This window comes from Oceanobacillus picturae (genome assembly GCF_000612865.1).
In the GTDB taxonomy this organism is placed as follows: Bacteria; Bacillota; Bacilli; order Bacillales; family Amphibacillaceae; genus Oceanobacillus_B; species Oceanobacillus_B jordanicus.
Genome location: NZ_CCAX010000001.1, coordinates 938,713 through 964,918, shown reverse-complemented (window position 1 = coordinate 964,918; position 26,206 = coordinate 938,713). Strand labels below are relative to the sequence as shown.

28 protein-coding genes, 1 pseudogene and 1 riboswitch are annotated in these 26,206 nt (G+C 40.4%); of the genes and pseudogenes, 23 read left to right on the top strand and 6 right to left on the bottom strand.

The window, feature by feature from the left end:
• Positions 1 to 157 precede the first annotated feature (157 nt).
• On the top strand, positions 158 to 1,330 hold the full coding sequence (locus BN988_RS04860; protein ID WP_036573675.1) for a hydroxymethylglutaryl-CoA synthase: 1,173 nt from the start codon (positions 158 to 160) through the stop codon (positions 1,328 to 1,330).
• Positions 1,331 to 1,415: 85 nt separating this feature from the next.
• On the opposite strand, the gene BN988_RS04855 is transcribed toward BN988_RS04860, so the two are convergent.
• Positions 1,416 to 2,867 (bottom strand): aldehyde dehydrogenase family protein, encoded by a 1,452-nt coding sequence (locus tag BN988_RS04855; RefSeq protein ID WP_036573674.1) that lies wholly within the window; start codon positions 2,865 to 2,867, stop codon positions 1,416 to 1,418.
• Positions 2,868 to 3,028: 161 nt separating this feature from the next.
• Here BN988_RS04855 and BN988_RS04850 point away from each other — a divergent pair, with 161 nt between their 5' ends.
• The 6 genes from BN988_RS04850 to BN988_RS04825 all read left to right on the top strand — a co-directional run bounded on the left by BN988_RS04850 (position 3,029) and on the right by BN988_RS04825 (position 7,413).
• Complete coding sequence (locus BN988_RS04850; protein ID WP_036573671.1) at positions 3,029 to 3,682, top strand: YjbE family putative metal transport protein; 654 nt, start codon at positions 3,029 to 3,031, stop codon at positions 3,680 to 3,682.
• Positions 3,683 to 3,713: 31 nt separating this feature from the next.
• Entirely contained in the window at positions 3,714 to 4,232 is a 519-nt protein-coding gene (locus BN988_RS04845; RefSeq protein ID WP_036573669.1) for a GNAT family N-acetyltransferase, read from the top strand.
• Between the two features lie 58 nt (positions 4,233 to 4,290).
• Positions 4,291 to 5,145 carry a phosphotransferase family protein gene (locus BN988_RS04840; RefSeq protein ID WP_036573667.1) on the top strand — a complete coding sequence of 285 codons (855 nt, stop codon included), beginning with the start codon at positions 4,291 to 4,293 and terminating at the stop codon, positions 5,143 to 5,145.
• A gap of 113 nt (positions 5,146 to 5,258) precedes the next feature.
• Entirely contained in the window at positions 5,259 to 6,005 is a 747-nt protein-coding gene (locus tag BN988_RS04835; RefSeq protein WP_036573665.1) for a sulfite exporter TauE/SafE family protein, read from the top strand.
• A gap of 141 nt (positions 6,006 to 6,146) precedes the next feature.
• Positions 6,147 to 6,635, top strand: a complete 489-nt coding sequence (locus BN988_RS04830; RefSeq protein ID WP_051557665.1) for a DUF2243 domain-containing protein — start codon at positions 6,147 to 6,149, stop codon at positions 6,633 to 6,635.
• Positions 6,628 to 7,413 (top strand): cytochrome c oxidase assembly protein, encoded by a 786-nt coding sequence (locus BN988_RS04825; RefSeq protein WP_036573663.1) that lies wholly within the window; start codon positions 6,628 to 6,630, stop codon positions 7,411 to 7,413. The genes BN988_RS04830 and BN988_RS04825 overlap by 8 nt, the downstream gene beginning before the upstream one ends.
• Before the next feature lie 3 nt (positions 7,414 to 7,416).
• Here BN988_RS04825 and BN988_RS04820 read toward each other — a convergent pair whose 3' ends face one another.
• A complete protein-coding gene (locus tag BN988_RS04820; RefSeq protein WP_081779354.1) occupies positions 7,417 to 8,073 on the bottom strand; it encodes a cupin domain-containing protein in 657 nt (218 codons plus the stop codon).
• A gap of 311 nt (positions 8,074 to 8,384) precedes the next feature.
• Between BN988_RS04820 and BN988_RS04815 the strand changes: the two genes are divergently transcribed.
• From BN988_RS04815 to BN988_RS04795, 5 genes are all read left to right on the top strand, one after another.
• A complete protein-coding gene (locus BN988_RS04815; RefSeq protein WP_036573662.1) occupies positions 8,385 to 8,600 on the top strand; it encodes a hypothetical protein in 216 nt (71 codons plus the stop codon).
• 2 nt (positions 8,601 to 8,602) lie between these two features.
• Positions 8,603 to 8,920, top strand: a complete 318-nt coding sequence (locus BN988_RS04810; protein WP_036573660.1) for a YolD-like family protein — start codon at positions 8,603 to 8,605, stop codon at positions 8,918 to 8,920.
• A gap of 190 nt (positions 8,921 to 9,110) precedes the next feature.
• Positions 9,111 to 10,580 (top strand): RNA-guided endonuclease InsQ/TnpB family protein, encoded by a 1,470-nt coding sequence (locus BN988_RS04805; RefSeq protein ID WP_036573657.1) that lies wholly within the window; start codon positions 9,111 to 9,113, stop codon positions 10,578 to 10,580.
• Between the two features lie 97 nt (positions 10,581 to 10,677).
• Positions 10,678 to 11,469 (top strand): endonuclease/exonuclease/phosphatase family protein, encoded by a 792-nt coding sequence (locus BN988_RS04800; protein WP_051557663.1) that lies wholly within the window; start codon positions 10,678 to 10,680, stop codon positions 11,467 to 11,469.
• A 211-nt stretch (positions 11,470 to 11,680) separates the two neighbouring features.
• Positions 11,681 to 12,496 carry a ZIP family metal transporter gene (locus tag BN988_RS04795; protein WP_036573654.1) on the top strand — a complete coding sequence of 272 codons (816 nt, stop codon included), beginning with the start codon at positions 11,681 to 11,683 and terminating at the stop codon, positions 12,494 to 12,496.
• A gap of 329 nt (positions 12,497 to 12,825) precedes the next feature.
• Here BN988_RS04795 and BN988_RS04790 read toward each other — a convergent pair whose 3' ends face one another.
• Positions 12,826 to 13,425: a hypothetical protein gene (locus tag BN988_RS04790; protein ID WP_231495189.1), complete on the bottom strand. Its 600-nt coding sequence runs from the start codon at positions 13,423 to 13,425 to the stop codon at positions 12,826 to 12,828.
• A 285-nt stretch (positions 13,426 to 13,710) separates the two neighbouring features.
• On the opposite strand from BN988_RS04790, the gene BN988_RS04785 reads away from it, so the two are divergent.
• Entirely contained in the window at positions 13,711 to 13,995 is a 285-nt protein-coding gene (locus BN988_RS04785; protein WP_269147157.1) for a transcriptional regulator SplA domain-containing protein, read from the top strand.
• Positions 13,988 to 15,016, top strand: coding sequence for a spore photoproduct lyase (gene splB / locus BN988_RS04780; RefSeq protein WP_036573652.1), 1,029 nt, complete (start codon positions 13,988 to 13,990; stop codon positions 15,014 to 15,016). The genes BN988_RS04785 and splB overlap by 8 nt, the downstream gene beginning before the upstream one ends.
• A 38-nt stretch (positions 15,017 to 15,054) precedes the next feature.
• Here splB and BN988_RS04775 read toward each other — a convergent pair whose 3' ends face one another.
• Together BN988_RS04775 and BN988_RS04770 are read right to left on the bottom strand one after the other, a co-directional pair.
• Positions 15,055 to 15,450 carry a TIGR02328 family protein gene (locus tag BN988_RS04775; protein ID WP_036573650.1) on the bottom strand — a complete coding sequence of 132 codons (396 nt, stop codon included), beginning with the start codon at positions 15,448 to 15,450 and terminating at the stop codon, positions 15,055 to 15,057.
• Between the two features lie 117 nt (positions 15,451 to 15,567).
• Complete coding sequence (locus tag BN988_RS04770) at positions 15,568 to 16,089, bottom strand: hypothetical protein (protein ID WP_036573647.1); 522 nt, start codon at positions 16,087 to 16,089, stop codon at positions 15,568 to 15,570.
• Positions 16,090 to 16,209: 120 nt separating this feature from the next.
• On the opposite strand from BN988_RS04770, the gene BN988_RS04765 reads away from it, so the two are divergent.
• From BN988_RS04765 to BN988_RS04755, 4 genes are all read left to right on the top strand, one after another.
• Positions 16,210 to 16,866, top strand: a complete 657-nt coding sequence (locus tag BN988_RS04765) for a DUF4396 domain-containing protein (RefSeq protein WP_036573646.1) — start codon at positions 16,210 to 16,212, stop codon at positions 16,864 to 16,866.
• A 90-nt stretch (positions 16,867 to 16,956) separates the two neighbouring features.
• On the top strand, positions 16,957 to 17,121 hold the full coding sequence (locus BN988_RS18785) for a hypothetical protein (RefSeq protein WP_155988262.1): 165 nt from the start codon (positions 16,957 to 16,959) through the stop codon (positions 17,119 to 17,121).
• A 48-nt stretch (positions 17,122 to 17,169) separates the two neighbouring features.
• Entirely contained in the window at positions 17,170 to 17,994 is an 825-nt protein-coding gene (locus BN988_RS04760; RefSeq protein WP_187120231.1) for an ATP-binding cassette domain-containing protein, read from the top strand.
• 28 nt (positions 17,995 to 18,022) lie between these two features.
• Positions 18,023 to 18,742 carry a hypothetical protein gene (locus BN988_RS04755; RefSeq protein ID WP_036573644.1) on the top strand — a complete coding sequence of 240 codons (720 nt, stop codon included), beginning with the start codon at positions 18,023 to 18,025 and terminating at the stop codon, positions 18,740 to 18,742.
• Positions 18,743 to 18,994: 252 nt separating this feature from the next.
• Here BN988_RS04755 and BN988_RS04750 read toward each other — a convergent pair whose 3' ends face one another.
• Positions 18,995 to 19,783 (bottom strand): carbon-nitrogen family hydrolase, encoded by a 789-nt coding sequence (locus BN988_RS04750; RefSeq protein ID WP_036573641.1) that lies wholly within the window; start codon positions 19,781 to 19,783, stop codon positions 18,995 to 18,997.
• Positions 19,784 to 19,986: 203 nt separating this feature from the next.
• On the opposite strand from BN988_RS04750, the gene BN988_RS04745 reads away from it, so the two are divergent.
• The 5 genes and pseudogenes from BN988_RS04745 to BN988_RS04725 all read left to right on the top strand — a co-directional run bounded on the left by BN988_RS04745 (position 19,987) and on the right by BN988_RS04725 (position 26,059).
• Entirely contained in the window at positions 19,987 to 21,171 is a 1,185-nt protein-coding gene (locus BN988_RS04745; protein WP_036573639.1) for a pyridoxal phosphate-dependent aminotransferase, read from the top strand.
• Positions 21,172 to 21,222: 51 nt separating this feature from the next.
• Positions 21,223 to 21,326, top strand: a riboswitch (SAM riboswitch).
• A gap of 966 nt (positions 21,327 to 22,292) precedes the next feature.
• Positions 22,293 to 23,375: pseudogene (gene ltrA, locus BN988_RS04740) on the top strand (group II intron reverse transcriptase/maturase); the annotation flags it as partial.
• A gap of 163 nt (positions 23,376 to 23,538) precedes the next feature.
• A complete protein-coding gene (locus tag BN988_RS04735) occupies positions 23,539 to 24,552 on the top strand; it encodes a methionine ABC transporter ATP-binding protein (protein WP_036573636.1) in 1,014 nt (337 codons plus the stop codon).
• The gene (locus tag BN988_RS04730; RefSeq protein WP_036573634.1) at positions 24,542 to 25,204 is read left to right on the top strand and encodes a methionine ABC transporter permease; all 663 of its coding nucleotides are present in this window, start codon (positions 24,542 to 24,544) and stop codon (positions 25,202 to 25,204) included. Before BN988_RS04735 ends, BN988_RS04730 begins: the two co-directional genes overlap by 11 nt.
• Before the next feature lie 21 nt (positions 25,205 to 25,225).
• Positions 25,226 to 26,059 (top strand): MetQ/NlpA family ABC transporter substrate-binding protein, encoded by an 834-nt coding sequence (locus tag BN988_RS04725; RefSeq protein WP_036573631.1) that lies wholly within the window; start codon positions 25,226 to 25,228, stop codon positions 26,057 to 26,059.
• Positions 26,060 to 26,206 lie beyond the last annotated feature (147 nt).

Sequence of the window (26,206 nt, the reverse complement as noted above, 5' to 3'; positions counted from 1 at the left end):
GATGAAACGTTAAATGAATACTCTGTACACATGAATTGTTTTTGAATAGAAAAAAGTATATTATTAATCTTATATTGCATTAAACTTGAAGGACTTCATTTTTGTGAAATACATCACTTGTAAAATAGTAGAAATTTAGTAGCAAAGGAGCAGGACATTGAAAATAGGTATTGATAAAATTGGTTTTTACGCACCACACTTATATGTAGATATGAATAAACTAGCAATTGCAAGAGACGTGGAACCTGCTAAATTCACGATAGGCATTGGACAAGAAGAAATGGCGTTTGCTCCAATAACACAGGATACGGTAACACTTGCAGCCAATGCTGCCTTAAATATTTTAGACGAAACGGATAAACAAAAGATTGACTTTGTCATTTTCGGTACAGAAACAGGTATCGACAGCTCAAAAGCATCAGCTGTTTATGTGCATGATCTGCTTGGGATAAATCCTGATGCACGTAGTATTGAAATGAAACAAGCTTGTTATGCAGCAACAGCAGCCATCCAGATGGCTAAAGGTCATATTGCGTTAAATCCAGAAAGCAAAGTATTAGTACTTGCATCTGACATTGCCCGATATGGACTTCGTACTGGTGGGGAAGCTACACAAGGAGCAGGAGCGGTTGCCATGTTAATTAGTGCTGACCCGAAAATACTTGCGCTTGAGGAGAAAAGTGCTTACCATACGAGTGATGTGATGGATTTTTGGCGCCCTACTTATACAGATAAAGCAATCGTTGACGGTAAACTATCAAATGAACAATACATTGAATTTTTTGCGAAGGTTTGGGAGCAATATAAAGTAAAAACAGACGCTTCCTTCTCTGATTTCGAAGCAATTTGCTTCCATCTACCATATACCAAGATGGGGCAAAAAGCATTAAAGCCACTCTTACCTGAGACTGATGAAGTTACACAAAACAGATTGTTAGAAAATAATGAAGCAAGCAAAACGTATAATAAGCGTATTGGTAATATTTATACCGGCTCACTTTACCTCAGCCTGCTATCTCTATTGGAAACAAAAGAGGATTTGGAGGAAGGCGCAAGAATCGGGTTATTCAGCTACGGTTCTGGTGCTGTAGGCGAATTCTTTTCCGGTATTTTGCAGCCGGGCTTTAGAAGTGCTCTGCAGCCTGCTAGGCATAGAGAAATACTTGATTCAAGAAAAGAGATTGATGTTGCCGAATATGAGGAACGATTTAATAACACACTTCCAACCGATGGCTCTACTCTAGAACTAGAGAAGGAAGATGATCCTTCATCTATTTACTTAGCTGGCATAAAAAATCATATGCGTCAGTATGTAAATGATAATAGGTAGTAATATACCGGTGCTTACTGTTTAATCAAATAAAATCCCAAGATACAACACATGTATCTTGGGATTTTTGTTCTATAATATCTTATTAAAATGGATACTCTCGATTCTCTGCCTGTACACTAATCCATTGCGTGGTTGTAAATTCATCCATAATCCATTCGCCATTAAAGCGCCCGATGCCTGATTGCTTTTCACCACCAAACGGCATATGTGCTTCGTCATTAACGGACATATCATTAATATGGACCATCCCAGTTTCAATACGTTTGGCAACCTGCATGCCTCGATAGCGATCTTTTGTAAAGATAGACCCACTTAATCCATAAGGGGAATCATTGGCAATTTTAATTGCCGTTTCTTCATCTGCTGCACGAAGAAGGGAAGCCACAGGTCCAAATACTTCTTCTTTCGCTGCGGGCATATCGTTAGTAACTTCTGATAAAATAACTGGTTTTATAACATTTCCCTCTGTCTTAAATTCTGTGTGGAGCTTGGCACCTTGATCGATTGTACTTTCTACAAGCTCCTGTATATGCTCTATCTGTCCTTGGTTAATAATCGGACCGATTAACACACCGTCTTCTGCAGGATCTCCTGCCTTAAGTCTTTCGGCAGCTTGCGTGAATGCTGAGACAAAGTCATCGTAAATACTATCGTCTATGATAATGCGATTCAGTGATAGACAAATCTGTCCTTGGTGAAGGAAAGAACCGAAAACGGCTGCTTCGGCTGCTTTCTCAATATCTGCATCCTTCAGTACGAGCATTACATTATTACCGCCAAGTTCAAGAGAGGTCTCTTTTAAATGTTTACTTGCAAGTTGAGCGATATGCTTCCCTACCTCTGTCGACCCAGTGAATGAGATGAGTTTAGGGACTGGATGCTCGACAAATTCATCTCCGATCTCAGAACCACGTCCAGCTACTACATGAATGACGCCATCTGGAAAGCCTGCTTCCTGTAGTAAATCAGCAATTAACAAACCAGATGTTACGGGTGTGTCGGAAGCTGGTTTTACTACTACCGTATTCCCTGTCGCTAGAGCTGGGGCAATCGTACGCATTGCCAGATGGAATGGGAAATTCCACGGACCAATTACCCCAATTACGCCTTTGGCTGAGCGGAATGTGTAATTTTCTTTTCCTTCCGTATTAGAGGTCCCAGTTGTGCCTTGCATTCTTGTTGGGAAGGAAGCTGATTCACGGATAATTTGAATCGCTGACTGAATCTCAACTTCTGCTTTTACTTTGCTGCTGCCTGCTTCTTTGATAAGCCAATCCACAATATGTGCTTTATTGTCTTTTATTGTTTCGATTAAGTGAAGTAAATATTCCTGCTTTTTAGCCGGCTCCATTGCCTCCCATTTTGGCTGGTAGGCAGCAGCAGCTTCATATGCTTGATTTAGATCTACAGGATTTGCTGATTGAATGGTTCCTAAGGGTTCACCATTGTATGAATTATAATTTTCAACTTTTTTGCCAGAAGACCCTGTCGTCCATTTTCCATTAATAAATAGTTCCGTATATTGGTTTTGCATTTAGACCCAATCTCCTTTCCGTCTTTATAATGTAGTTTCCCTTGGAAAGATACCTGCAAACACGGAGGGCGTGTCCAGAAGAGGGAATGCTCTTTGTCTGGTCTGTCTCCTTCACTAGAATCATAGGCTATCCATAGGAAATAGATTGGGGGAGACTCGTTATGGAGATCATAGAGCCATTACTAAAGATACTGCTCGTCAATATCATACTAAGTGGAGATAATGCTGTCGTCATCGCGATGGCAAGTAGAAAATTGCCAGATCAGGTGAAACGAAAGGCTGTTATCTGGGGAACGTTTGGGGCAATAGCATTCCGAATTTTATTCGTCTTTCTTGTGCTCTACCTTTTGAAACTGCCGTGGATACACTTGATTGGAGGTTTGCTTCTTTTGTTCGTTGCTTATAAATTATTGGTGGACAAGCCGGATAAGCATCAAATAAAGGTTGGCAGCTCCTTGCAAGAAGCGATCACAATTATTATTTTTGCGGATATTTTAATGAGTCTGGACAACGTCCTAGCTATTGTAGCTATTTCCAATGGCCAGTTTTTGCTAATCATGATTGGTATCATGGTTAGCATTCCAATTATTCTTATGGCCAGTGGTCTCATTATGAAAGCTATGGAACAATATCCAAGTATCGTATATGGAGGGACAGCATTACTGGCGTGGACTGCGGGAGAAATGATAATGAAGGAGGAAAGAGTGACCCAGTTATTGGACATCTTATCTTTTCCCAAATCTATATTTCTACTTGCTCTCATTTTTCTTGTTCTAATCATTGGTGGAATTCGTCGGAGAAATCAGATAACATGATAGAATAGAAGAAAAGGAGGTGTTTTTGAGAATGATTGAAACGGATAGACTACTTCTAAGACCGTACACTGAAAAAGATTTAGATTTCTATGCAGGATTATGGGCTAATTCGAATATCGTGCGTTACATTGGAAAAGGAAAAACGAAAACATTTGCAGAAGCTAAAGATAGTTTGGGGCACTGGGTTTCGGAGTATGAGTATGGGTTTGGATTGCAGGCTGTTAAACTAAAAGCAGAAGATAAGCTGATAGGCCATGCCGGTCTGGTGAGACAAACAATTGAAGGAAAGGAAGAAATAGAAATTGGGTATTGGTTACTTCCAGATTATTGGGGGAGAGGACTAGCTAAAGAGGCGGCTATTGGATTACGAGAATATGGATTAGAGGAGAAAGGGTTAAGCAAGTTAATTAGCTTGATTAATCCGAATAACCCCGCATCCATTTTCGTTGCTAAAAAGGCAGGGCTGAGCTATGAGAAAACAGTAAGGCTTTCTGAAGGGGATACGTTAGTATATTCGATAAGAATGCATAGACAGTTCTCCTCTTCATGAGGTTCGAATATCTAGCGTTTTATATGACTCCATTTTGTTAGGAAAGGAGCAGGTTTAATTGTTAAATCGCATTCTGGATAAATTCGGGCTACAGGTTCAATCATTTCTTGAAGTAGATGATTCGCATAGCTCCACGGTATATAAATGTATTTTACATAATGGCGAAACTGTTTATTTAAAAATACCTTTTACCAGATTAAAGTATCAAAGAGAGTTAGAGGCTTATATTATTTTAATGGGCAAGGTCCCTGTCCCGGAATTGTTAGATTATTGGTCTGGTGATGAAGATTGCCCAGGAGCTCTTTTATTATCTGAATTACAAGGCAACCCATTAACACCCAATGTAACTAAAGCAGCAGCCTATCGTGTTGGGGAACTTCATGCATCCGTTCATGAAATTCAGCCGCCTGATGGTTTAAAGGGAATTGAAAATGAATTTGTGAACTGGTCTACTTTTATAGAAGAAAAGTTTTATAGTTTTGCAGAAGATGTAGAAAAAGTACTTGAGGAGCGTTTATACAATATAGCTATTAAGAAGTTTGAAAAGATGAAACGACAGCTTCCTAAACCAGACGGCCCAAGTTTTATACATATGGATTTTCGCCCAGCAAACATCATTGTGGATGAGAATAATGATGCTGGCGTTATTGATTTTGAAAGTGTACGTTTTGGTTCAACAGAAGTTGATTTCACTAAGTTGCATCGTGATTTTTTGCGCTTCGATGGTACATTATATAAAGCCTATCAAGATGGCTACAACAGTGTGAGGCCGTTAATTGATTTAGAAGCAGTCCTGCCTTTTTATCAGTTCACAGATGCTTTTAATAGTATCGGTTGGTGTAAACGACGTGGAATTGAAAAGAATGCTTTATTTCTTGAAGAAAATATCGCGATTTTAAAAAGGCTTGTTTAGTAGTGTAAGAGTTTTTAAATAACTTAATTGTGTTACGATGAAAGGTGAAGGCAAGTATTACTTAGATTAAACGATCCTAAAAGTAATAGTTTTTAAAAGCAGGAGGCAGCACGATGTTTGAACTAACGTTATTGGAATGGATTTTGGTAATCTTTTGTGCGCTTTGTATTGGTTTTTCAAAGTCTGGATTGCCTAATTTAGTTATATTGGTTGTCACATTACTTATGTTTGTCTTCCCTGCAAGAGATTCTGTCGGTATTCTGTTGCCAATGCTCTTAGTGGGGGATTTTTTTGCAATTATTTATTATCGTAGAAATGTAAAATGGAACCATTTAAAAGGGTTAATTCCGTGGGTGTTGATTGGGATTGTTGCGGGTTACTTTGTACTTGAACATGTAAACGATGCACAATTGAAGCCATTGATTGGGATTATTGTGCTTGTTATGATCACCCTGAATTTTGTGCGGGAGCGATTTGGCACGAAGTTTAATACTTTGTTACCTAACTCACTGGGTTTCACGTTGCTGATGGGGATTCTGGGCGGTTTTACCACTATGGTAGGAAATGCTGCTGGTGCAATCATGACAATTTACTTATTAGTGAAGGGGCTACCTAAGAAGGAGTTTGTTGGAACGGGAGCGTGGTTTTTTCTGTTTGTTAACCTCATTAAGGTACCGTTCTATGTCCATTTGGAGCTCATTACAGTAGAATCAATTTCGTTTAATGCATGGTTAGTCCCTGCTATTATTCTAGGGGCATTTGTTGGTATTAAGGTACTACCAATTATTCCACAAAAAGTTTTTACTATCCTTGTGCTCATTTTGGCGGCACTTGGGGGAATTAATCTACTTTTGAATTAGCTTTACTATTTCGATTAAAGCTTAATCCGAACCACCGAACTTATGACAGTATCTTCGGTGGTTCGGATTTTTTATATTTGCTTGAATGAACGGGGTACTACAGGGGTATACAAGTAAAAAGCTTGAAATCGAGGTGGTATTATGGATACGGAAGATCATGCGAAGATGATAATAAAGTATGCCGGTCGGAATTTGTTATCTGGTATATTATTTGGCTTAGGAATTGCTGCTTTTATTGATGAAACAGTATTTCATCAGTTACTGCGATGGCACCATTTTTATGATAAGTCTACGACAGATATTGGTCTTATTTCCGATGGGCTTTTCCACGCATTCAGTTGGTTCGCTACCATTGGTGGTCTTTTTATGTTTGCGGATCTGCGGCGCAGACGGGCTCTTTGGCTAAAGCGTTGGTGGGGCGGGTTGCTCCTGGGAGCAGGTGCTTTTCAATTATATGATGGATTGATTCAACATAAGGTAATGGGACTACATCAAATTCGTTATGTTGATAATGTCTGGGTTTATGACATAGTTTGGAACGGTGTTGCAATCCTCATGATTTTGGCTGGACTGATCATTCTTTTCCAAACAAGAAAGCATAAGAGGAAGGAGTCGAGTTTGGATGCATAACGGAATACAAGGAGTGTGGACCATTATCGTTCTAGCCCTATCTATTGCTGGGATTGTTATTTATTTTCTGGCAGGCTTTCTTTCCAACCGAAAAGGCCATTTACAACCATGGCCGATTTATCGGTATATTCTTTGGACATTAGGAATCCTTGCTGCCACAGTTCCAGTTATAGGTCCTTTAGCAGAATGGGCCCACACAAATTTTACTGCACATATGTTGGGCCATCTCCTGCTCGGAATGCTTGCGCCACTTTTGTTGGTACTCTCTGCACCAGTGACTTTAGTGCTTAGAACGCTTCCTGTCAGGCAGGCGCGTTTCATAGCCAATTTCTTAAAAAGTTTCCCTATATCGGTGCTTAGCAATCCGATTATTGCTTCCATATTAAATATAGGGGGACTATGGCTGCTATACACAACAAATTTATATCACGTCATGCACCATAATCTTCTCGTTTATTTGCTTATTCATTTTCATGTATTTGCAGCTGGATATTTATTTACAGCAGCGATGATTTATATCGACCCGACACCTCATCGCTTTTCTTATTTATATCGTAGCATTGCCCTCGTGTTTGCTTTAGGAGCACATGCGATTCTGTCTAAATATATATACGCACATCCTCCAATTGGAGTCCCCACTCACGAGGCAGAGGCAGGAGGAATGTTAATGTATTATGGTGGGGATGCAATTGATTTGGTGTTGATTTTTATTCTCATGTTACATTGGTACCGTTCTGCTGCACCACGCCAAGCGTTGGCAAAGTTCGAAACTGTCTAGGCATTAGAAATGGTTTTGCCCCTGTGGATAATACCCGCCATAGTAAGTGGAGGAATTATCGCTTCTAGAATAGGTCTGTTTTACAGATTGTTGATTGGCATATTGTTGTTTTACTTGGTTTTGCTCACATTCATCGGTTGGGCCAATAATAATGGTTTCATTGTTAAGTGGCGAAAGTGTTTTGCGTAACTGATCAGCATTCAGGCAATACGTATGTGCCAGTACTTCAACTGGTGTCTTTGTCAGAATGTCAGATCCAAAAATATACTCAGGATACGGGGAGTCAAATATGGCCAACAAATGTGTTTGGTCTGTTGTTGCTTCCTCCCAGTGCCACCATCCTTGAGGGATGTTCGCCACTTGTCCAGGTCTTATGATAATGTTGCTGACCTCATTATTAAATGGGTTAATAAAGGATACACGTGCTGCACCTGAAATACAATAAACGAGTTCGGCGGCGTTCTGGTGATAGTGTGGTTCTACAACTCGCCTATCACTTAAGTAAATATCTAGTAGCGAAACATTTCCTAAAGTATTCAGCACATCTCTTCCTAATCGGTTAATGTAATTCTGTCTATTCCTTGTAAATAGTCGATTTTTATTCAAATCGGCAAAATATGTGTCATTCTCACTTGTGTAATCCATGTATGAGACTGTCATACGATAACAACTCCCCGTCTTCGTTTTTTCCTCACAGTTTATGCCTCATAAATTGAAGTCGTGACAAACGCGGAATTTTCCCTTCAGCTTTATCTCAGTTGATACGTTCCAGTCGCTACATGGGCCCGGAGGATCCGGGTCATGCCGGCGTTGCCTCAGGACGAGGCGAACTTAGTCGGCGTTCCTTAAAACGGACGCTTACGCTTTTGGTCTTCAAATCTTTTTCCAGAAATTTTCATGCATATTTTTTTGCTAATGTGGTAAAATAAGAACAGATGTTCTGAACAAACGTTCCGGAAAGGGTGTTCTCAATGAATGGAGTATTCAAGCGTTCGATGGAAACAAAACAAAAGATTGTAGTGTTCTATATGGATGGAAATCAACAGATTACGCAACGTTTTATTCGTGTGCTAAAAATGGATGATACACTAGTTCTTGCTTATTGTTATTATCGAAAAAGTGTACGCACGTTTAAACGCGAAAACATCCTTTCCGCTGGACCAACCAAGAAGAAAGTGGGGGCATAACAATGAGTGTCAATGATAGAGGAACGATAAAATGGACAGCGATGATGCTGCCAGAGCATATAGAATTATTAAAAAAAATGTGGGCAGAGCAGGAGTTTAAGGAAAAACCGATGCTTTCCGAGTACCAGATGGAAGAGATTAATTTACAGCTTCAACTTGCATTGGCGAATGATTTGACCATTGAATTGGAATATTTCCGAGACCATGATTACCGAAAAGTAAAAGGTAAGCTACTTGGTGTTGATGTTTTAAATAGATTTGTGAAAATTAATCAGGAGTATTTGCCGCTTGATCATTTGACGGGAGCCTGGATTGATTAACGGTTTTAGTTTCTGGTTGTGAAACGAGAAGGGGGATTCTATCAAACCCGTCCAGAGTACCCCCACTTCAAGCTTGCTAAGTGGCGGGGAGAATGGACTTTTTTTATTCTCTAGCGAAATCAAAGACTTTTTCATTTGTTTTTGGTAATATTATCTTACAAACATACATTCGTATTGGGAGGGGGGAGCTATGGCTACAACAGAAAAACAGTACAAAACACATCAAATTTTAATTAAAAAAGGTCATCGCCTGTTCAATTATTTTGAACAAGCCACTTCTAATGCAAAGAATATGTATAACACGACTAATTTTTATATTCGCCAGGCATACACAGCGTTGAAAAGCGATAAAGAGCTTCAACCTCTTCAACACGAAGTGCTGGAAAATATCCAAAAGCACTTACCTAAAATGAATGATGTGCAGCTAGCTGCTTATCTTCGAAAAGCAAAAAAAGAAAAAGCAAAACCAAAAGAAAAACAAAAAGAGTTGAAATGTAATCTTTTCGAAGGTCCAACTCAAGAAAAACCTTTTGTTGATTACAATTTTTTGGATGCTTTGTTCAAATCCATGGTTCAGAATGATTACCGTTCTTTGCCAACACAATCGACTCAAGCAGTCATGAAGAACGTTTTTCAAAACTGGAAGTCGTTTTTTAGTAGTCTGAAAGACTACAAAAAGACCCCTTCTAAATACAAAGGCCGACCAAGAATTCCGAACTACTCCCGGGCCAAGCAAAAAGAAGTGGTTTTTAGCAATCAAGATTGCGTTGTAAAAGACCAACGTTTCTTAAAGTTTCCTAAAACCAAGGATCGTTTGAATATTGGCAAGTTAGGACTTACCGAAGGTAAGTTAAAACAGGTCCGGGTTATCCCCCGACACGGCCAGTACGTGGTGGAATTGATAATGGAAACACAGCCTAAGAACGAACCTAAAGCAGACAACAATAAGTACATGGCTATCGATTTGGGAATTGATAATTTAGCAACCATTATTACAAACACAGGTCATCGACCTGTTCTGTTAAAGGGCAAAAAAATCAAATCCATTAATCAATTGTACAATAAAAAAAGAGCTCATTTATATGGCGTCCTGCGCCAAGGTAAGGGAGCGAAAGAGGGTTCATTCTCTTCAAATGCCCTCACAGGTCTGTACCAGAAACGACAACGCAAAATAAAGGATTTGTTCCACAAGGCGAGCCGTAATATCGTTAACCTTGCACTCCGAGAGGATGTATCAACCATTGTAATTGGACTGAACAAGCAATGGAAACAGGAAACAAATATGTCTAAAAGGAACAATCAATTCTTCACCAGCATTCCACACGGAATGTTATTAAATATGGTCAAATATAAGGCTGCAGAACACGGTATTAAAGTTGAAATACGCGAAGAGTCCTACACCTCAAAAGCGAGTTTCTTGGATAACGATGTTATCCCAACATATGGAAAGAGAACAAAGGACAAACCTGTGTTTTCGGGGAAACGCATCAAGCGAGGTTTGTACCGTTCTTCGAACGGAACATTACTAAACGCAGATGTAAACGGCGCTTGCAATATTTTAAGAAAAGCATTTCCAAATGCACTTGCAAATGGAATAGAGGGGTTGGATGGTAGTCAGTCCATTAACGTGTCAACCCCACTTTCGTTAATCGTTCGCTAAGTTCGACACGAAAGAAACCCCCACTTTAAATTTTCGTTAGGGAATTAAGTGGCGGGAGTATTCATACTGAAAGTATCATAGCTAAGGGGGAAGCTACATGCAAATCGGCGTAATGAGCTACAATATTAGGTGCCTGGCAAGTGAGGATGGAACGCCACATACATGGGCGGAGAGACTACCAGAATTAATTAAGGTAATCAAGGATAAAAACCCAGATTTTATAGGAATCCAAGAAGCAGTACCACAGCAAATGAGCGACCTAGAAGCAAAACTGTCTGACTATCAGTGGATCGGGGAGGGAAGAGATGGCGGTGAGAAAGGAGAACGATCTGCGATTTTTTTCCGAAAAGCTGCTTTTGAAGTAATCGATACAGCTACATACTGGTTATCAGAGAACCCGGAGGAGCCTGGATCCAAAGGGTGGGGTAGTTCCTGTCCGCGAATTGTGTCATGGGGAAAATTCCGTAGTCTAGATAATGGAGAGGAACTTTATATCCTAAATACACATTTTGATCATATAGCTTCCAAAGCACGAGAGAAGGCTGCAGCATTACTGGGGGAAAGGTCGGATTTAAGTGAAGGATTACCTATGGTGTTAACAGGGGATTTTAATGCGAATCATGAAAGTACTCCTTTCCAAATTCTAAAGGAGAGTGGCTATTTAAACCTATGGGAAACCGCAGCGGAACGAAAAAATGACACATTGGGAACGTTCAATAATTTTCACGATCCTACAGGTGGAGGGAAGGAATCCCGAATTGATGGGATATTGACAAAAGGAGAGGTCACAGCTCGTTTTATAGAGGTCGTCAATACAAGAAATGGAGATCAATTCCCAAGTGATCATTATCCGCTATATGCTGTGTTAGAGGCAGGAGGAAATGCTTAACATGGTAAAGGAGCAGCTACTATGCTGCTCCTTTACGTTTTTATAAAGTCTTATTTTTATATAGCACTTATTACCTTCCCAAATTATTTACTCGAGATCATCCTCTTAGTTCGATATTGTTTACAAATCCCGTCAGATAGGAATAGTATTAAATTAGCAACATAGACTGACATTTAAACAAGGCATTGCAGCAGAGAAAGGAGCACTAATTATGCTAGACTACTTCCTATCATTGCACCCAGTTGCACAAGCAGGGATTGCGACATTATTTACTTGGGCTATGACCGCACTTGGGGCTGCACTCGTATTTACAACTAAAAATTTTAATCAAAAATTAATGGACAGTATGCTCGGATTCGCGGGCGGGGTTATGATTGCGGCCAGTTTTTGGTCTTTACTTTCACCGGCGCTAGACTTGGCAGAAGAAAATGGCTCCATTACCTGGGTACCCGCAGCAGTTGGATTTATGCTCGGTGGCATTTTTCTATGGGTAATTGATAAAATTTTGCCACATTTACATCCCACCTCTCCAATGAGTGAGGCCGAGGGATATCAGCCCAAAAAGAAAAAGCGTAGTACGTTACTTGTTTTGGCGATAACCTTGCACAATATTCCAGAAGGATTAGCGGTTGGGGTTGCCTTTGGGGCTGTGGCTGCAGAATTTCCATCTGCTTCAATTACAGGAGCCATTGTTCTTGCGTTGGGTATTGGGATACAGAACTTTCCTGAAGGGCTAGCCGTCTCCATGCCACTACGAAGAGAAGGTATGTCCCGCCGGAAGAGCTTTATGTACGGCCAGTTTTCCGGGATGGTTGAGCCAATTGCCGGGATTATCGGAGCGATGGCTGTTACCTTCATACAGCCGCTTCTTCCTTATGCATTAAGCTTTGCAGCAGGAGCGATGATTTTTGTTGTAGCGGAAGAGGTGATTCCTGGTTCGCAGGAAGAAGGAAATAAAGATCTTGCAGTGATGAGTTTAATGATTGGATTCACCATCATGATGATACTTGATGTTGCCCTTGGATAAGGCAAAAAGGTTGGGACAAAAGTTCTCTAAACAATTGAAAAACCGAACTATCATGCAATTCATTGTATAAAGGTTTGCCTAGTTCGGGTTTTCTTGTTTTAGCGTAGGCAGAATGCGGAGAATCCAACGGGAATAGCGCGAGTCCGAAGACCCCACAGTGGGGCCTTTTCCACGAGGAGGCTGAGGCCGTGCCCGTGGAAAGCGAAGTGTTCTGCCAAGCGACGCTAAAAAGTATTATTCGTGTTTAAACGGCAATAATATAATTTTGTTCCAGCCTCTTGCTATGGATTGAGGGTGGTCCCCTGTTGATACAATGTGTTTATAAAACTTTAAAGACTGATTTCTTCTATTTGCTTGAATACTAAAGAATAGGTTGCTTTTATGTGTTCATTTGTCTTTTCATCATTATACAAACCAACACCCAATTCTTTTAATGAGCCATTATCTGAATCCTTTATCACACCAGTAGCAAACATGTTACCAGGGGTCCATTCCCAAGACTGACTATACTCTGTATCTTTTAATGTAAAAGGAAGATGGCTATTAGCAGATATAAAAAAGACCGGGATATCAGAATTCAGGTAAATATCTGCATACTGACTGTTGGAGGCTTGGTTAAGTCTTTCTTTCATAACAAAGACGGCATCGTAGTTCACCATTTCACCTTTTGTCAATTCCTCAAAAGATATTTCATTAAATACCACTTGTTCTTCTCTGATCTGAGGAGAAGTTCCAATCACTGCAACTTTTAAAGTTTTCCCATTATACAATTCAAATTCTCCTGTAATAGAGCTATCCAAAGGATTTGTTCCTTGAGCACTTTCAACATTACTTCTATTCGATTCAGTAGATATTCCGTTGTTCGTTTCACTCTTACACCCCACTAATATAAATCCAATTACGATAAATAAGATTAAACCCTTTTTCATAAACACCCTCCTACATACTCCTACATAAATTTATAATTAGTTTTTTATTAGACTTACTAAACTCGCGTTAGGGTAACGGTAATTTCGCAATATTTCTACTTTATTTTACCATAGCTCCTTGGATATGGTTATGACTAATTAAATTTACTAAGTCCAATGCCTGTAGTCAGGTCTCCTCCATATAAACAATTATCTTCTACTATGCTACGCACCAATGTATAACTTTCTCATTTTACTACTAAAAAAAGCTAACTCTCATAATTTCACAGAAAGTGCGGATACTGAATGGTAAAAAGGAAGAATGGTGAAAAAATGCATATAAATGAATCCTATCAACCTGGAGAGGTTGTTTATATTATTATTCGTAATCCCCATGCCCAAGACGTGGCACATGTGCAGCAGGCTGCTGTAGTTGAAAATCCAGATCAAAACGGTGAACTTGCACTATTTATACACGAGACTTATTTTCCATTAACAGAGGAGTTTGCGGTATACAAAAGTGCTGAAGAAGCAGAGGAAGCATATCAGGTTGCTTTTGGACTACCGGAAACAGAGGATTATTATGGTTAAGCCTTTTGTGCCGCAACTTGTATACGTAGAGCCACGAGCTATGGAATATCCGCTTGCTAAGGAGTTAATTGGAAAGTTTGAAAAGATGGATATCGAGATAAGGGAAACGACGTCTCATAATCAAATTCGTAACTTACCTGGAGAGAATCATTTTCAAAAATACCGGACAGCAAAATCAACGCTCGTGCTCGGTATTCGGAAAACACTTAAATTTGATACATCGAAGCCATCTGCAGAGTATGCAATTCCATTTGCAACAGGCTGCATGGGCCACTGTCATTATTGTTATTTGCAAACAACAATGGGAAGCAAACCGTATATCCGTTCCTATGTAAATGTAGACGAGATTTTTGATGCCGCAGAGGAATATATGCAGGAAAGAGCACCTGAATTCACCCGGTTTGAAGCATCCTGTACCTCTGATATCGTTGGGATTGATCATCTGACCCACACATTAAAAAGGGCAATTGAATACTTCGGGAAGTCCGAGCATGGCAAGCTCCGTTTTGTTACGAAATTTGCGCATGTCGATCATTTACTAGATGCAGAGCATAAAGGTAGAACACGTTTCCGTTTTAGTGTAAACGATGATTACATTATTAAATATTTTGAGCCAGGGACGTCCCGCTTGAAAGAACGTATTGAAGCGGCAGTAAAGATTGCTGAAGCTGGATACCCACTCGGTTTTATCGTTGCTCCAATTTATTTGCATGAGGGTTGGAAAGAAGGCTATAAAGAGATGTTTGAAAGGCTTGAAGCGGCCTTGCCAGCAAAAGCAACGAAGGATTTAACTTTTGAATTAATTCAGCATCGCTTTACCAAGCCGGCCAAGCGAGTCATTCAGGAAAATTATCCGATGACAAAGCTGGAGCTTGATGAATCAAAACGAAAGTGGAAATGGGGAAGATACGGAATTGGCAAATATGTCTATCAAAATGAAGAACAAGAAGACATCAAAGATACGCTTGGTGGTTATATTAACCACTACTTCCCTGATGCCAAAATAGAATATTTCACATAAACAAATGAAGCCTGCCAGCTCTTACTGGCGGGTTTCATTTATTCTTGTATTCTTGGCAATTCAATGCCTTTTTCGCTCAGGTTATCGAGACATTCTCTTAAGTAGACAGGGGAATGCTCAGGATAAAGTGGTCTTTCTAGTTCGTCTACATGCTCATTTGCGTAAAGGCTACTTTCATTATGTGCTTCAGAAATCTTTCCTCTATAAAAAGGATCTTCCCATAAAGGATCGACCCGATATCCTCGTTTTTGCATCTCCCTCATAATTAATTGATGGTAGATAAACAGACGATATGGTGAATAATCGAATACATAATTTACTGTAGCATGTGGCTTTCCCCAACCATTACCTCTAAGAGCACAGCATTCGCGATGCTGTCCAAGCAGTTGTTGCCTAGGTAGGTGGGGAATTAAATTTTCGTGCCAAAGTCGCATGGCGATTCCTCCTGGTGTTGTCTTTGTTACTTGTAGTTTAACGATAGACAAAGATGATGGCAACTAGATCGTTTCCCATGAGACTCATTATTTGTTGTAATCCTCATACCGCTATACTTAATTAGAGAACAAAGCTTGAAAATAGTTATACGTACGAAGTTGTTCTTCATTGGATACACGCGGAATGAAGGGGCCTCCTATTCGATGAATAAATTGTTCATAAAGCTCCATCATTTTCAATTGCTGTAAGGCCATTTCTACGTGAACATTTCGCACGTTTTGGTTTTGCATCATTAAGGCAGAAGTGAAATTCGTATTGGCCATGTCTTTAGCTGACGTATGTGCCTCCCTGGCAATCCAGTGGTCAGCCTGACTAATTCCGAAATGCCCAATGGAATTTTGTTCGAGCAAGGTCATATTGATTGGAGCAAGTTCTACATAAGAAGTATAATTAGGATCAATTAATTTAAGCATAACGCGCACGTGATCAGACATCACATTGTATTGTAGGGCAAGAATTCTTTTAAGGTCATGGCTTGTGGCTATTTCCTGATACGTTCGTAATTTTTGTAGCATTCCCTCATGTGCCATTAAATGATCTGACATGAGACCAACGTCTACAGCTGGTAAATGTTCCATATGCTCACCTCATAGAATAGGGTAGTTCCCTATAAAATATGGTGGGAGAGTAAAGTTTGTTCATCCATTGTTTAGAAAGATTACAAACTTGGGTAGAAACTATACTATGGGGTGAAAATGATGTTAACTACTATATCTTGGGTCGCATTATCCATTGGAATAATAAGTTCCGCAATCATTATAGTCGATGTTATCAGGCATCCTCAGCACATGAAAGTAATGAACTTGGTATGGCCGATCAACGGATGGTTTTTTGGACCATTCGCACTTTGGGCTTACTTTAAGTGGGGACGTCTAAATGCAAAAGACTCAGAGCGTGAAGATCGACGGAAAACGCCTGCAAAGGTCTTTGTGTCGACAAGTCATTGTGCTGGGGGATGCACAGTAGGGGATGCAGCGGGCGTTCCGTTTGTGGCACTAACTGGTTTCACCATAGTAGGTTCCACTTTGTTTGCACATTATTTGGTTGAATTTATCCTAGCATATCTAGTCGGAATTATATTCCAATATTATGCGATCTATCCAATGAACAAAGATCTTGGTAAAAAAGGTGCGCTTAAATCAGCGATAAAAGCAGATTCTGCAGCACTTATTGCATTTGAAATTGGCATGTTTGGCTGGATGGCAATCGTTCATTTTGTTCTCTTTACGGTGCCACCAAAGCCAGATACTGCTGTATATTGGTTTATGATGCAAATTGCCATGATACTCGGTTTTCTTACAAGTTACCCAGCCAACTGGATACTTGTTAAAAAAGGAATTAAAGAAGTAATGTAGATTAAAATGTCCCAATTATTGGGGCATTTTTCAATTCAAGGCAGGATTTTATGGTGTAAACAAGAAATATATAGATGAGGAGGGTATCCCATGGAAATTATCTTTATGTTTGTAGCGGGATTCATTGTCTTTCTTATCACTATTATCGCTATTTTTAGAAGTGCGGTATTCAGAATGAAAGAACCAGCAAAGCAGAATGAGGAAAGAATTAGTCAACTGGAGAAACGTTTAGAGAAACTAGAAACAAGAAAATAAATGATCGTTTAGGAAGCATGGCAACATACATAGGAGAATAGAATGCGGATGATCGAATTAAAAGATGTAGACGTTAAAATAGGTGATCAGGTTATTTTAAATAATGTTTCCATAAGTTTAAAGGAAAAGGAATGTGTTGCTGTTATTGGAGAGAACGGGACAGGAAAAAGCCTGTTCTTAAAGCTCTTAGCAGGCGTTGTTTCTCCAACTAAGGGCCAGGTGAGAAGGGATATTAAAAAATATGGCTATGCCCCGGAAATCCCCCCAAAATCACTCCATTTCACTGCCAAGGAATACTTAACACATATGGGGAGAATAGAGGGAATGAATAGGGAAGAGCTTGAAAATCGCCTCACACTTCTTTTTAAGCAATTTAATTTCAATTTCCATCAAGATTACATTTATAAACTTTCTAAAGGCAACAAACAAAAAATAAACCTTATGCAAAGTTTGCTTAGGGAGCCGTCTATCCTTTTACTCGATGAGCCACTTTCTGGACTGGATCCTCATTCGCAGGAAAATTTATTACAGTATCTGAAACAATTGAAGGAAAAAAAGACTACAATTCTTTTCACTTGCCATGAGGGCTTATTAAAAGAAAATTTGGCGGATCGTATTCTTCTTATCGAAAATAAAGAGGTGAAAGAAGGGGAGATGAAAACAGAAAAATCGTATCGTACGGTTCAGTTTTCGGGAAACCTTGATGAAATTTCTCCTCTAATTAATAAGACAGTAGATATGCAAACTCTACGTAGACTCCAAGATGGAGGCTATGAGGTAAATGTAGAAGCTACCAACAGTGATAAACTACTTTTAACAATTATTAACCAGGGTGGAAAGATTAAATTTCTATCAAAGAAAAGCCGGATATAAATGGACAAACAGAAAGCCAGGTGAGATTTTGAAAGCACTCGTTTCCTATATGTTAAAAGACTATTTAAGGTCCTACTTATATGTACCGCCCGTCAGTTTATTCTGCTTGTGGACATTTGTAGCATATACATATGTTCCCAATCCCGTTTTCAGTAGCTATGCTGTTTCCTGTGCAGTTCTATATTTTGTCACCGCCTGGTTAACGATAACCCTGGTGAATAGAGAAGATGCAACCCAGCTTCATATAACAGCTGTACATGCTAGAAGTTTTATTTCTGTGTTTCTTAGCAAGGTAATTGGCGTTCTTATTATGATAAGCTTTCTTATCATGTTGGCTGTTCTATATCCAATTTGGATTGGTGCTTTTCATCGTTCTGTTACAATGTGGGACGTTTTGATAGCAATTACTGCACATTTCCTTATTTCTTTCTTGGGCGTCGCCGTGTCGCTATATTTCACAAAAATATGGAGCAGAAAGACACTAAGCACTTGGCTATTACTTGTATTGATTTTAGTAATTTCACTTGTTAAGGGTGGCATAGTGGAATTTCTTCCACGTGGATTTTCTTTTGTTACATGGGTTTTTCCTCCTTCCTTTGCAATAATGGACGTGCTTTCCCAGGATACTATAACAGCGAATGCTCAGCTGTTATTCACTTTTATCCACATACTTGGTTATGCATCTTTGTTAACTGTAACTTTTTTGGTTTTAGTACGAAAAAAGAGAATGAGACAAAAGTTCTCTTAACACAAGAAATCCCGAACTATCTTGCAAATCCGTTAATAAAGGTTTGCCTAGTTCGGGTTTTCTTATTTTAGCGTAGGCAGAACGCGAAGACTCCAACGGGAACAGCACGAGTCCGAAGACCCCGGAGTGGTGTCCTTTCCACGAGGAGGCTGAGGCCGTGCCCGTGGAAAGCGGAGTGTTCCGCCGAAGCGGTGCTAAAGCTTATTATTCGTATTTAAGCATAGACGATTTAGTTATGTCCCAGCCTCTTCTTTAATATCTGTAGATACCCGGGCGACGATCAGAAAAAATCGGAATACGTTGTCGAACATTATCTACCTGCTCTACATCTAATTCGCTGTATAGGATGGTCTCTTGATCGTCAGCTTCTTCCAAGATTTCTCCCCAAGGTCCAATAACCATAGAATGCCCACCAAATTGATTGTTAGGATCAGCACCAACTCGGTTGCAAGCTACAACATAGCATTGATTCTCAATAGCTCTACTGATCAGCAAGGCTTTCCAATGGTCTATTCGTTTTGCAGGCCATTCCGCAACCACATATAAAACCTTCGTATTATCAAGCATATGTGTTCGGATCCATTCTGGGAAACGTATATCATAGCAAATAACGCCCGCAGATTTTGCTCCGGCCAATTCGAAAATACCATTCTCACTACCTTCCACCAAATACTTTTCCTCATCCATCAATCTAAATAGATGTGCTTTTGTATATTCCTTTACGAGTTCACCATTTGAATTGATAACAAACATGGAATTGGTTACGCCTCGTTCTGTGCGCTTGGCCACAGATCCTCCTACAAGATGCACGTCATATTTCTGGGCAAGTCTAGAAAGGAAGGAGAGGGAACGTTCTCCGTTAGAGTCGGCAATCTCTTCTAAACGGGTAAGATCATAGCCAGTTGTCCACAGCTCGGGTAAAACGACCACATCTACTTTCTTTTCTTTTAAACTTGCAAACATTCTTTCTACCTTTTCTTCATTTGCTACCGGGTCTCCAAATGTAATGTCTATCTGCAACAAGGCAACAGACAATGTCATAAAATCAACTCCTTTATAAAAGCAAGGGTAACCTAACAGCCTGATCCTAATTTTAAGTGCTCGTTGTTATTGGTGCTTATTATCCCATCGCCTTATTTTCCTGTCAATTAACCTGATCCTTTGGTAAGTACAGCTTTACAAAAGATGCAGAATTGGCTAACATAGATAATTAGAATTTTAGAATTATTAGAGGTGAGAAAACCGTGCAAAGCTTTCCAGTATCAGATACGTTGAAACGCCTGCCAGAGCAGTTTTTTGCCAAATTGGTAAAAAAAGTACAAGCATTAAGCAGTGAGGGGCATGATGTGATTAATCTTGGCCAGGGGAATCCTGATTTGCCAACGCCAAACCATATAGTAGAAGAATTAAAGACAGCAGCGGATAATCCTGTCTATCATAAATATTCCCCGTTTACAGGCCATAATTTTCTTAAAGAAGCGGTGGCAACCTTTTACAAGAGGGAATACGATGTCGATATTGATCCAGAATCAGAGGTAGCGATTCTATTTGGTGCCAAAACAGGACTGGTTGAAATTAGCCAATGCTTGTTAAATGCAGGAGATACAGCATTATTACCTGACCCTGGCTATCCAGATTACATGTCCGGAATTGCCATGGCCAATGCAAACCCAGTTTTTATGCCATTGTTAGAAAAAAATAATTTTCTACCAAATTATCAACAACTAAATCAAGCTGAACTTGAAGCAGCAAAGTTACTATTTTTAAACTATCCAAACAATCCGACTGCCGGTGTTGCAAACAAGGAATTTTTTGATGAAACAATTGAAGTGGCAAAACAAAATGAAATCTGTGTCGTACATGATTTTGCATATGGGGCTATTGGCTTTGATGGAAAGAAACCGCAAAGTTTTATGCAATCAGCTGGAGCAAAGGATATTGGGGTAGAAATGTATACCTTGTCTAAAACGTATAATATGGCTGGCTGGCGTGTTGGTTTTGCTGTGGGAAATACTTCCGTGATAAAAAGCCTCAACCTGATTCAAGATCACTTATACGTTAGCTTGTTTGGGGCTGTGCAACAAGCTGCAGAAAAGGCTTTACTTGGTGATCAAACGGCTGTAGATGAATTGGTAGCTACCTATGAGAGTAGACGAAATGTGTTTGTAGAAAAATTGCAGGAAATTGGGTGGAACGTTCAAGCGCCACGCGGTACATTCTTTGCATGGCTTCCTGTCCCAGAAGGATATACATCAGAGGAATTTGCTGACCTCCTTTTGGAAAAAGCACATGTTGTTGTAGCACCAGGTAATGGCTTTGGTGAAGCGGGAGAGGGATTTGTACGAGCTGGATTGTTAGCTAATGAAGATCGACTTGCTGAAGCCGCAGCTCGAATTGGGAAGTTAGGAATATTTAAAACTAGCTATTGACAAAGTGGAGTTCGGAGACTATGATAATCATTATGCTAACAATATGAATATTTCTTATCTAGAGTGACGGAGGGAAAGGCCCGTAGATGTCACAGCAACCTTCCATTTGGAGTGGTGCTACTTCCTTCAGAATGATTCATTCTGAAAGATAAGTGTGAGATACTTGTAATCGACACCCTCTTTCATGATGAAAGGGGGTTTTTTGGTGTGCCCCACTGTTACACAGTCTAGGTGGTTCAAATCCACCCGTTAACTTTACCCTTTAAAGTGACGTAGCCGAAGCAACATCCTCCCTCCAAGCTGGAGAAGGATGGACAGGGTGTCCTCTGCGAAGGGGAATCTGAAAGGTCTGCAGGCAAAGTCCAGCCCGGAACAACATGTGAACCAGAGGTGGCGGCGATGCTGGGTGACCCGCCCGAAAAACGGGGAAGCCTATACGAAAGTATACTCTATAGGAAAACAAGGAAAAGGGAAATGACCTATAGGACACATCGACGTGATTAGGGTCAGGATGGATGGAAGAGAGTGTGCAATTACTGGGGGAAGCACTGTAGGCTCCTAATGGTAAACATCATTAGGTAGGGGAGGTATAACCTTTAAGGGAAAGCCGAACCGACGGCACTGCAGGTGGCGGATGACTCCGTAGTAGTGATGAAATCCGAGCCAATGAAAGCTGGCGACAGTGAGGAGGAGAAAACTCGGATGAGTGGGTGCATTGCGTTGCCCAACCTACTATGAAACCAAAAGTTTCATAATAGAGGCGAAGGGATCTGCTTTGTCAACATTGTGAATGGAAGTGAGTGGGAAACGTAACGCCTTAAATGAGGAGAGGTTCTTCAAGAGGGAATTGCCCGCCGAACATCAACAATTGTGTAAGGATAAAGAGGAACTGGCGACCTGAGTACATCGCAGAGGAATAGGAGCGATTGGTTTTACCTAGACACGCAATTCCTTGCGATGGAATGAGAAAGGAATCGTTTCCTGTAACGACCGTAAGAACACTGTGGTGAGCAAGCGCGAAGGTGGTGATATGTATGAGACCTAAGCGCAAATACTATTCCATTATAGATAAGGTATACTGTAGGAGTAACCTAACTAATGCATGAAACGCTGTAAAAGCCAATAAAGGAAGCGCCGGAGTAGATGGAGAAACGATTTTGTGGTTTGAGGCACAACTGGAACAGAATCTCGGAGAGATTCAACGACTTCTGAAGCAAAATCGCTATCGACCAGAGCCGGTTTTGCGTCATTATATCCCGAAAGGGGATGGGAAGCAAAAGCGACCATTGGGGATACCCACAGTCAGAGACCGAATCATTCAACAAGCAGTCCGACAGGTGATGGACCCCTTGTTTGACCGAGACTTTTATCCACATAGTTATGGATTTCAAAAAGGTCACTCCCAACATCAAGCATTGAATGTGGTGAGACGTGCTAAGCGAAGCGGATATGAATACGTTGTTGATTTAGATATCAAGTCGTATTTTGATAATATCCCACATAACCAACTAATGGAGCGAATCAAGAACAAAATAGCCGACGGGCGAGTACTTGATTTGATCGAAATGTGGTTAAAAGCTGGAGTCATGGAAGACGATCGGTTCTATGACACGCATCAAGGCTCGCCACAGGGGGGTGTCATTTCACCGTTGTTGGCAAATATATATTTGGATGAATTTGATTGGTCAATGGTGGAGGCAGACTTTCCAGTAGTCCGCTTTGCGGATGACGCAGTTATCTTCTGTAAGTCCAGAATGCAAGCAGAAAGGGCATATATGGAAGCACAGTGGATATTGGAACAAAAGCTCCATTTAACAATGCATCCCACCAAGACAAGGGTTGTCCATTTCGATGAAGGATTTCGCTTTTTGGGCTTTGACTTCTGGAAAGACTATATGGTTTTACCGGAAGACAGAGTTAGGAAGTTCAAAGATAAAATCCGGCAAATATCGAGAAGGCAACAAGGCAGAAGTACGGAAGAAATGATTTTCAAGTTAAATGAAGTTATCCGTGGCTTCGCAAATTATTTTAAGGTGGGTAATGTGAAGAAGAAGTTCGAACGGCAAGACGAATGGATTCGAATGAGAGTTCGAGCTTACATGCGAAAGAAACGTTCCATGGAATCCAATTGGCGAATACCGAACAAAGTACTAACTCATCTGGGGTTGGTTTCAATGGTCGACTTACTCACCAACCGTTCCTAATCCGTGGGTGAAATCATGGGCTCACTCCCGGAAATGGGGAACTGACAAAGTGAAAGCCGTATGCGGGAAATCTGCACGTACGGTTTGACGAGGGGTCGGAGGGTGAAAGCCCTCCTCCTACTCTACATGGATTGGATTTACAGGCGGAATTGGAGTGAACATTATGATTAAGGTAGAAAAGGTAAGCAAGATCTATGAAACAAAGTCCGGCCAAGTCGTTGGTGTGGATAATGTTTCACTGGAAGTACCTAAGGGAGAAATCTACGGCATTGTAGGATATAGTGGTGCAGGAAAAAGTAGCCTAATTCGCTGTATGAATATACTAGAACGGCCAACTTCAGGAAAAGTATTAGTGGACGGTGTTAATTTATTAGAGCTTTCCCCAAAGAAGTTGCGAGAAGCACGACAGTCAATCGGCATGATCTTTCAAGGCTTCTATCTAGCATCAGCTAAAACCGTATTCGATAATATCGCATTTGCCTTAAAAGCGGCTGGAGTAGCTCCATCACAAAGGAAAAAGCGGGTAGAGGAACTGCTTGAATTAGTTGGCTTAACAGATAAAATAAATGATTACCCTGCACAACTAAGTGGTGGACAGAAGCAGCGTGTTAGTATTGCGCGAGCGCTTGCGAACAATCCTAAGGTCCTACTATGCGATGAAGCAACCTCAGCATTGGATCCGAGCACAACAAAATCCATTTTGCAGCTATTAAAGAAAATCAACCAAGAGCTTGGGATCACCATCGTTTTAATAACCCATGAAATGGAAGTAGTGAAGGAAATTTGTGATACATGTGCTGTTATGCAGGATGGAAGAATTATTGAGCAAGGACCATCTTATAACATCTTTGCAAATCCACAGGAGGAACTGACAAAGCAGTTCATTGATACCATTTTGAACTTTGATTTACCAGCAAAGTTGCTTGAAGCCTGCAAAGGTACCATTCTCCAATTGCAATTTCGCGGTAACTTAGCGAGTGACGCCGTAGTGTCAGATATGCTGCAAAAGTTTCAGGTCAGTGGCAATATCCTTCACGGCAAGGTGGAGTACATAAAGGAGACGCCTTTAGGCATTTTTATTATGGAATTGCTAGGAGAAACGGAAGAGGTAGCTTCTGCTAAGCAATATTTAGAAGAGCGGTTAAAGCAAGTGGAGGTGATCCAGCATGCTCGATAGAATAATAGAAATCCTTCCTGAGTTGAACACGGCTTTCTTTGAAACATTGCTAATGGTGGGAATAGGCTTACTCGTCGCCTTGATTCTTGGGCTCCCTATCGGTATATTGCTGTACGTAACAGACAAAGGCCTATTCTGGGAAAGCCGGATCGCAAAAGGAATAATTGGTATCATTGTGAATTTAGTTCGTTCTGTACCATTTATTATTTTGCTTGTCTTTCTATTCCCTGTTACAGACCTCATCGTTGGACGTATTACTGGTCCACTTGCAGCTTCTGTTTCTCTATCGGTTGCGGCCATTCCTTTTTACGCCCGGATTGTAGAATCTGCTGCTAGAGAAATTGATAAAGGGGTGATCGAAGCTGCTATTGCCGTAGGGGCATCTCCATGGTTAATTATCAAGGATATTATTCTCCCGGAAACAAAGCCTGGACTTATCAGTGGGTTGACGATCACCGCAATTAGTTTGATAGGATATTCTGCCATGGCTGGAACCATTGGTGGTGGCGGGATTGGTGATTTAGCCATTCGCTATGGCTATTACCGGTATGACGACACGGTAATGATTACAACAGTTATTGTATTAATTGTGTTGGTACAGCTTATTCAATATCTTGGTGATTTTATTGCCAAGACTGTAAATAAAAAATAAAAACATGATGGAGGCACAACAATGAAAAAGGCACTTATATCAATTACAGCATTATTATGTATTCTTTTACTTGCAGCGTGTGGGAACGAAGACTCTGGAGCAGGGGATAATGAGGATGAATCAAAGTCCATTAAATTTGGGGCTACTGTAGGGCCATACAGTGATATGGTAACAAAAGCTCTTGCGCCATTATTAGAAGAAAAGGGCTATGAAGTAGAGAACCAAGAGTTTACCGATTATGTACAGCCAAACAATGCTTTATCAAGAGGAGACATTGATGCGAACTTGTTTCAGCATACGATCTATCTAGAAGCCTTTGCAGAAGAAAACGAAATGGATCTCTCCTCTGTGATTGCTGTTCCTACAGCACCAATGGGTTTATATTCAAATACTTTTGCAACTACGGATGAAATTGCTGAGGGAAGTACTATTGCTATTGCAAATGATCCTACCAATCTTTCTAGAACATTATTAATGTTGCAAGATCAGGGGTTAATCACTATAAGCAAAGAAGTAGACCCATTAAAAGCTTCTCTTAAGGACATTGTGGAGAATCCAAAGAATCTTGAATTCGTTGAAGTGGAAGCAGGACAGCTGCCACGTTTAGTGGATAGTGAGGATGCTGCTGCCGTTCCAGGAAACTTTGCCCTTGCTGCAGATATGGATCTTCTGGACGCGCTGGCTCTGGAAGAAATGCCAGATAATTACCGGAATGTTGTTGCGGTTAATACAGATGATCTTGATGCGCAATTTGCCAAAGACATTAAAGAAGTTATCGAATCAGATGAATTTGAACAAATTATTGATGAAGAATTTCAAGGCTTTGGGAAACCGGGCTGGATGACTGAAGAATAATCACATGTAAGCCCTATTGTGCTAAAGCATGATGGGGCTTTTATTACATAATTGACTTTCAGGGGATTTACAATGGTAACAAGTATAAGGCAGAAGTGTTAGGCGAAATAGTCTGCAATGTGCTATCCTCGTATTTTATAATTTTGG

What these genes read in the sequence shown, in the direction of transcription:
- BN988_RS04855 (WP_036573674.1), bottom strand. Translation starts at nt 2,867, where the DNA reads ATGCAAAACCAATATACGGAACTATTTATTAATGGAAAATGGACGACA.
- BN988_RS04850 (WP_036573671.1), top strand. Translation starts at nt 3,029, where the DNA reads ATGGAGATCATAGAGCCATTACTAAAGATACTGCTCGTCAATATCATA.
- BN988_RS04845 (WP_036573669.1), top strand. Translation starts at nt 3,714, where the DNA reads ATGATTGAAACGGATAGACTACTTCTAAGACCGTACACTGAAAAAGAT.
- BN988_RS04835 (WP_036573665.1), top strand. Translation starts at nt 5,259, where the DNA reads ATGTTTGAACTAACGTTATTGGAATGGATTTTGGTAATCTTTTGTGCG.
- BN988_RS04830 (WP_051557665.1), top strand. Translation starts at nt 6,147, where the DNA reads ATGGATACGGAAGATCATGCGAAGATGATAATAAAGTATGCCGGTCGG.
- BN988_RS04825 (WP_036573663.1), top strand. Translation starts at nt 6,628, where the DNA reads ATGCATAACGGAATACAAGGAGTGTGGACCATTATCGTTCTAGCCCTA.
- BN988_RS04820 (WP_081779354.1), bottom strand. Translation starts at nt 8,073, where the DNA reads ATGACAGTCTCATACATGGATTACACAAGTGAGAATGACACATATTTT.
- BN988_RS04815 (WP_036573662.1), top strand. Translation starts at nt 8,385, where the DNA reads ATGAATGGAGTATTCAAGCGTTCGATGGAAACAAAACAAAAGATTGTA.
- BN988_RS04810 (WP_036573660.1), top strand. Translation starts at nt 8,603, where the DNA reads ATGAGTGTCAATGATAGAGGAACGATAAAATGGACAGCGATGATGCTG.
- BN988_RS04805 (WP_036573657.1), top strand. Translation starts at nt 9,111, where the DNA reads ATGGCTACAACAGAAAAACAGTACAAAACACATCAAATTTTAATTAAA.
- BN988_RS04800 (WP_051557663.1), top strand. Translation starts at nt 10,678, where the DNA reads ATGCAAATCGGCGTAATGAGCTACAATATTAGGTGCCTGGCAAGTGAG.
- BN988_RS04795 (WP_036573654.1), top strand. Translation starts at nt 11,681, where the DNA reads ATGCTAGACTACTTCCTATCATTGCACCCAGTTGCACAAGCAGGGATT.
- BN988_RS04790 (WP_231495189.1), bottom strand. Translation starts at nt 13,425, where the DNA reads ATGAAAAAGGGTTTAATCTTATTTATCGTAATTGGATTTATATTAGTG.
- BN988_RS04785 (WP_269147157.1), top strand. Translation starts at nt 13,711, where the DNA reads ATGGTAAAAAGGAAGAATGGTGAAAAAATGCATATAAATGAATCCTAT.
- splB (WP_036573652.1), top strand. Translation starts at nt 13,988, where the DNA reads ATGGTTAAGCCTTTTGTGCCGCAACTTGTATACGTAGAGCCACGAGCT.
- BN988_RS04775 (WP_036573650.1), bottom strand. Translation starts at nt 15,450, where the DNA reads ATGCGACTTTGGCACGAAAATTTAATTCCCCACCTACCTAGGCAACAA.
- BN988_RS04770 (WP_036573647.1), bottom strand. Translation starts at nt 16,089, where the DNA reads ATGGAACATTTACCAGCTGTAGACGTTGGTCTCATGTCAGATCATTTA.
- BN988_RS04765 (WP_036573646.1), top strand. Translation starts at nt 16,210, where the DNA reads ATGTTAACTACTATATCTTGGGTCGCATTATCCATTGGAATAATAAGT.
- BN988_RS18785 (WP_155988262.1), top strand. Translation starts at nt 16,957, where the DNA reads ATGGAAATTATCTTTATGTTTGTAGCGGGATTCATTGTCTTTCTTATC.
- BN988_RS04760 (WP_187120231.1), top strand. Translation starts at nt 17,170, where the DNA reads ATGATCGAATTAAAAGATGTAGACGTTAAAATAGGTGATCAGGTTATT.
- BN988_RS04750 (WP_036573641.1), bottom strand. Translation starts at nt 19,783, where the DNA reads ATGACATTGTCTGTTGCCTTGTTGCAGATAGACATTACATTTGGAGAC.
- BN988_RS04735 (WP_036573636.1), top strand. Translation starts at nt 23,539, where the DNA reads ATGATTAAGGTAGAAAAGGTAAGCAAGATCTATGAAACAAAGTCCGGC.
- BN988_RS04730 (WP_036573634.1), top strand. Translation starts at nt 24,542, where the DNA reads ATGCTCGATAGAATAATAGAAATCCTTCCTGAGTTGAACACGGCTTTC.
- BN988_RS04725 (WP_036573631.1), top strand. Translation starts at nt 25,226, where the DNA reads ATGAAAAAGGCACTTATATCAATTACAGCATTATTATGTATTCTTTTA.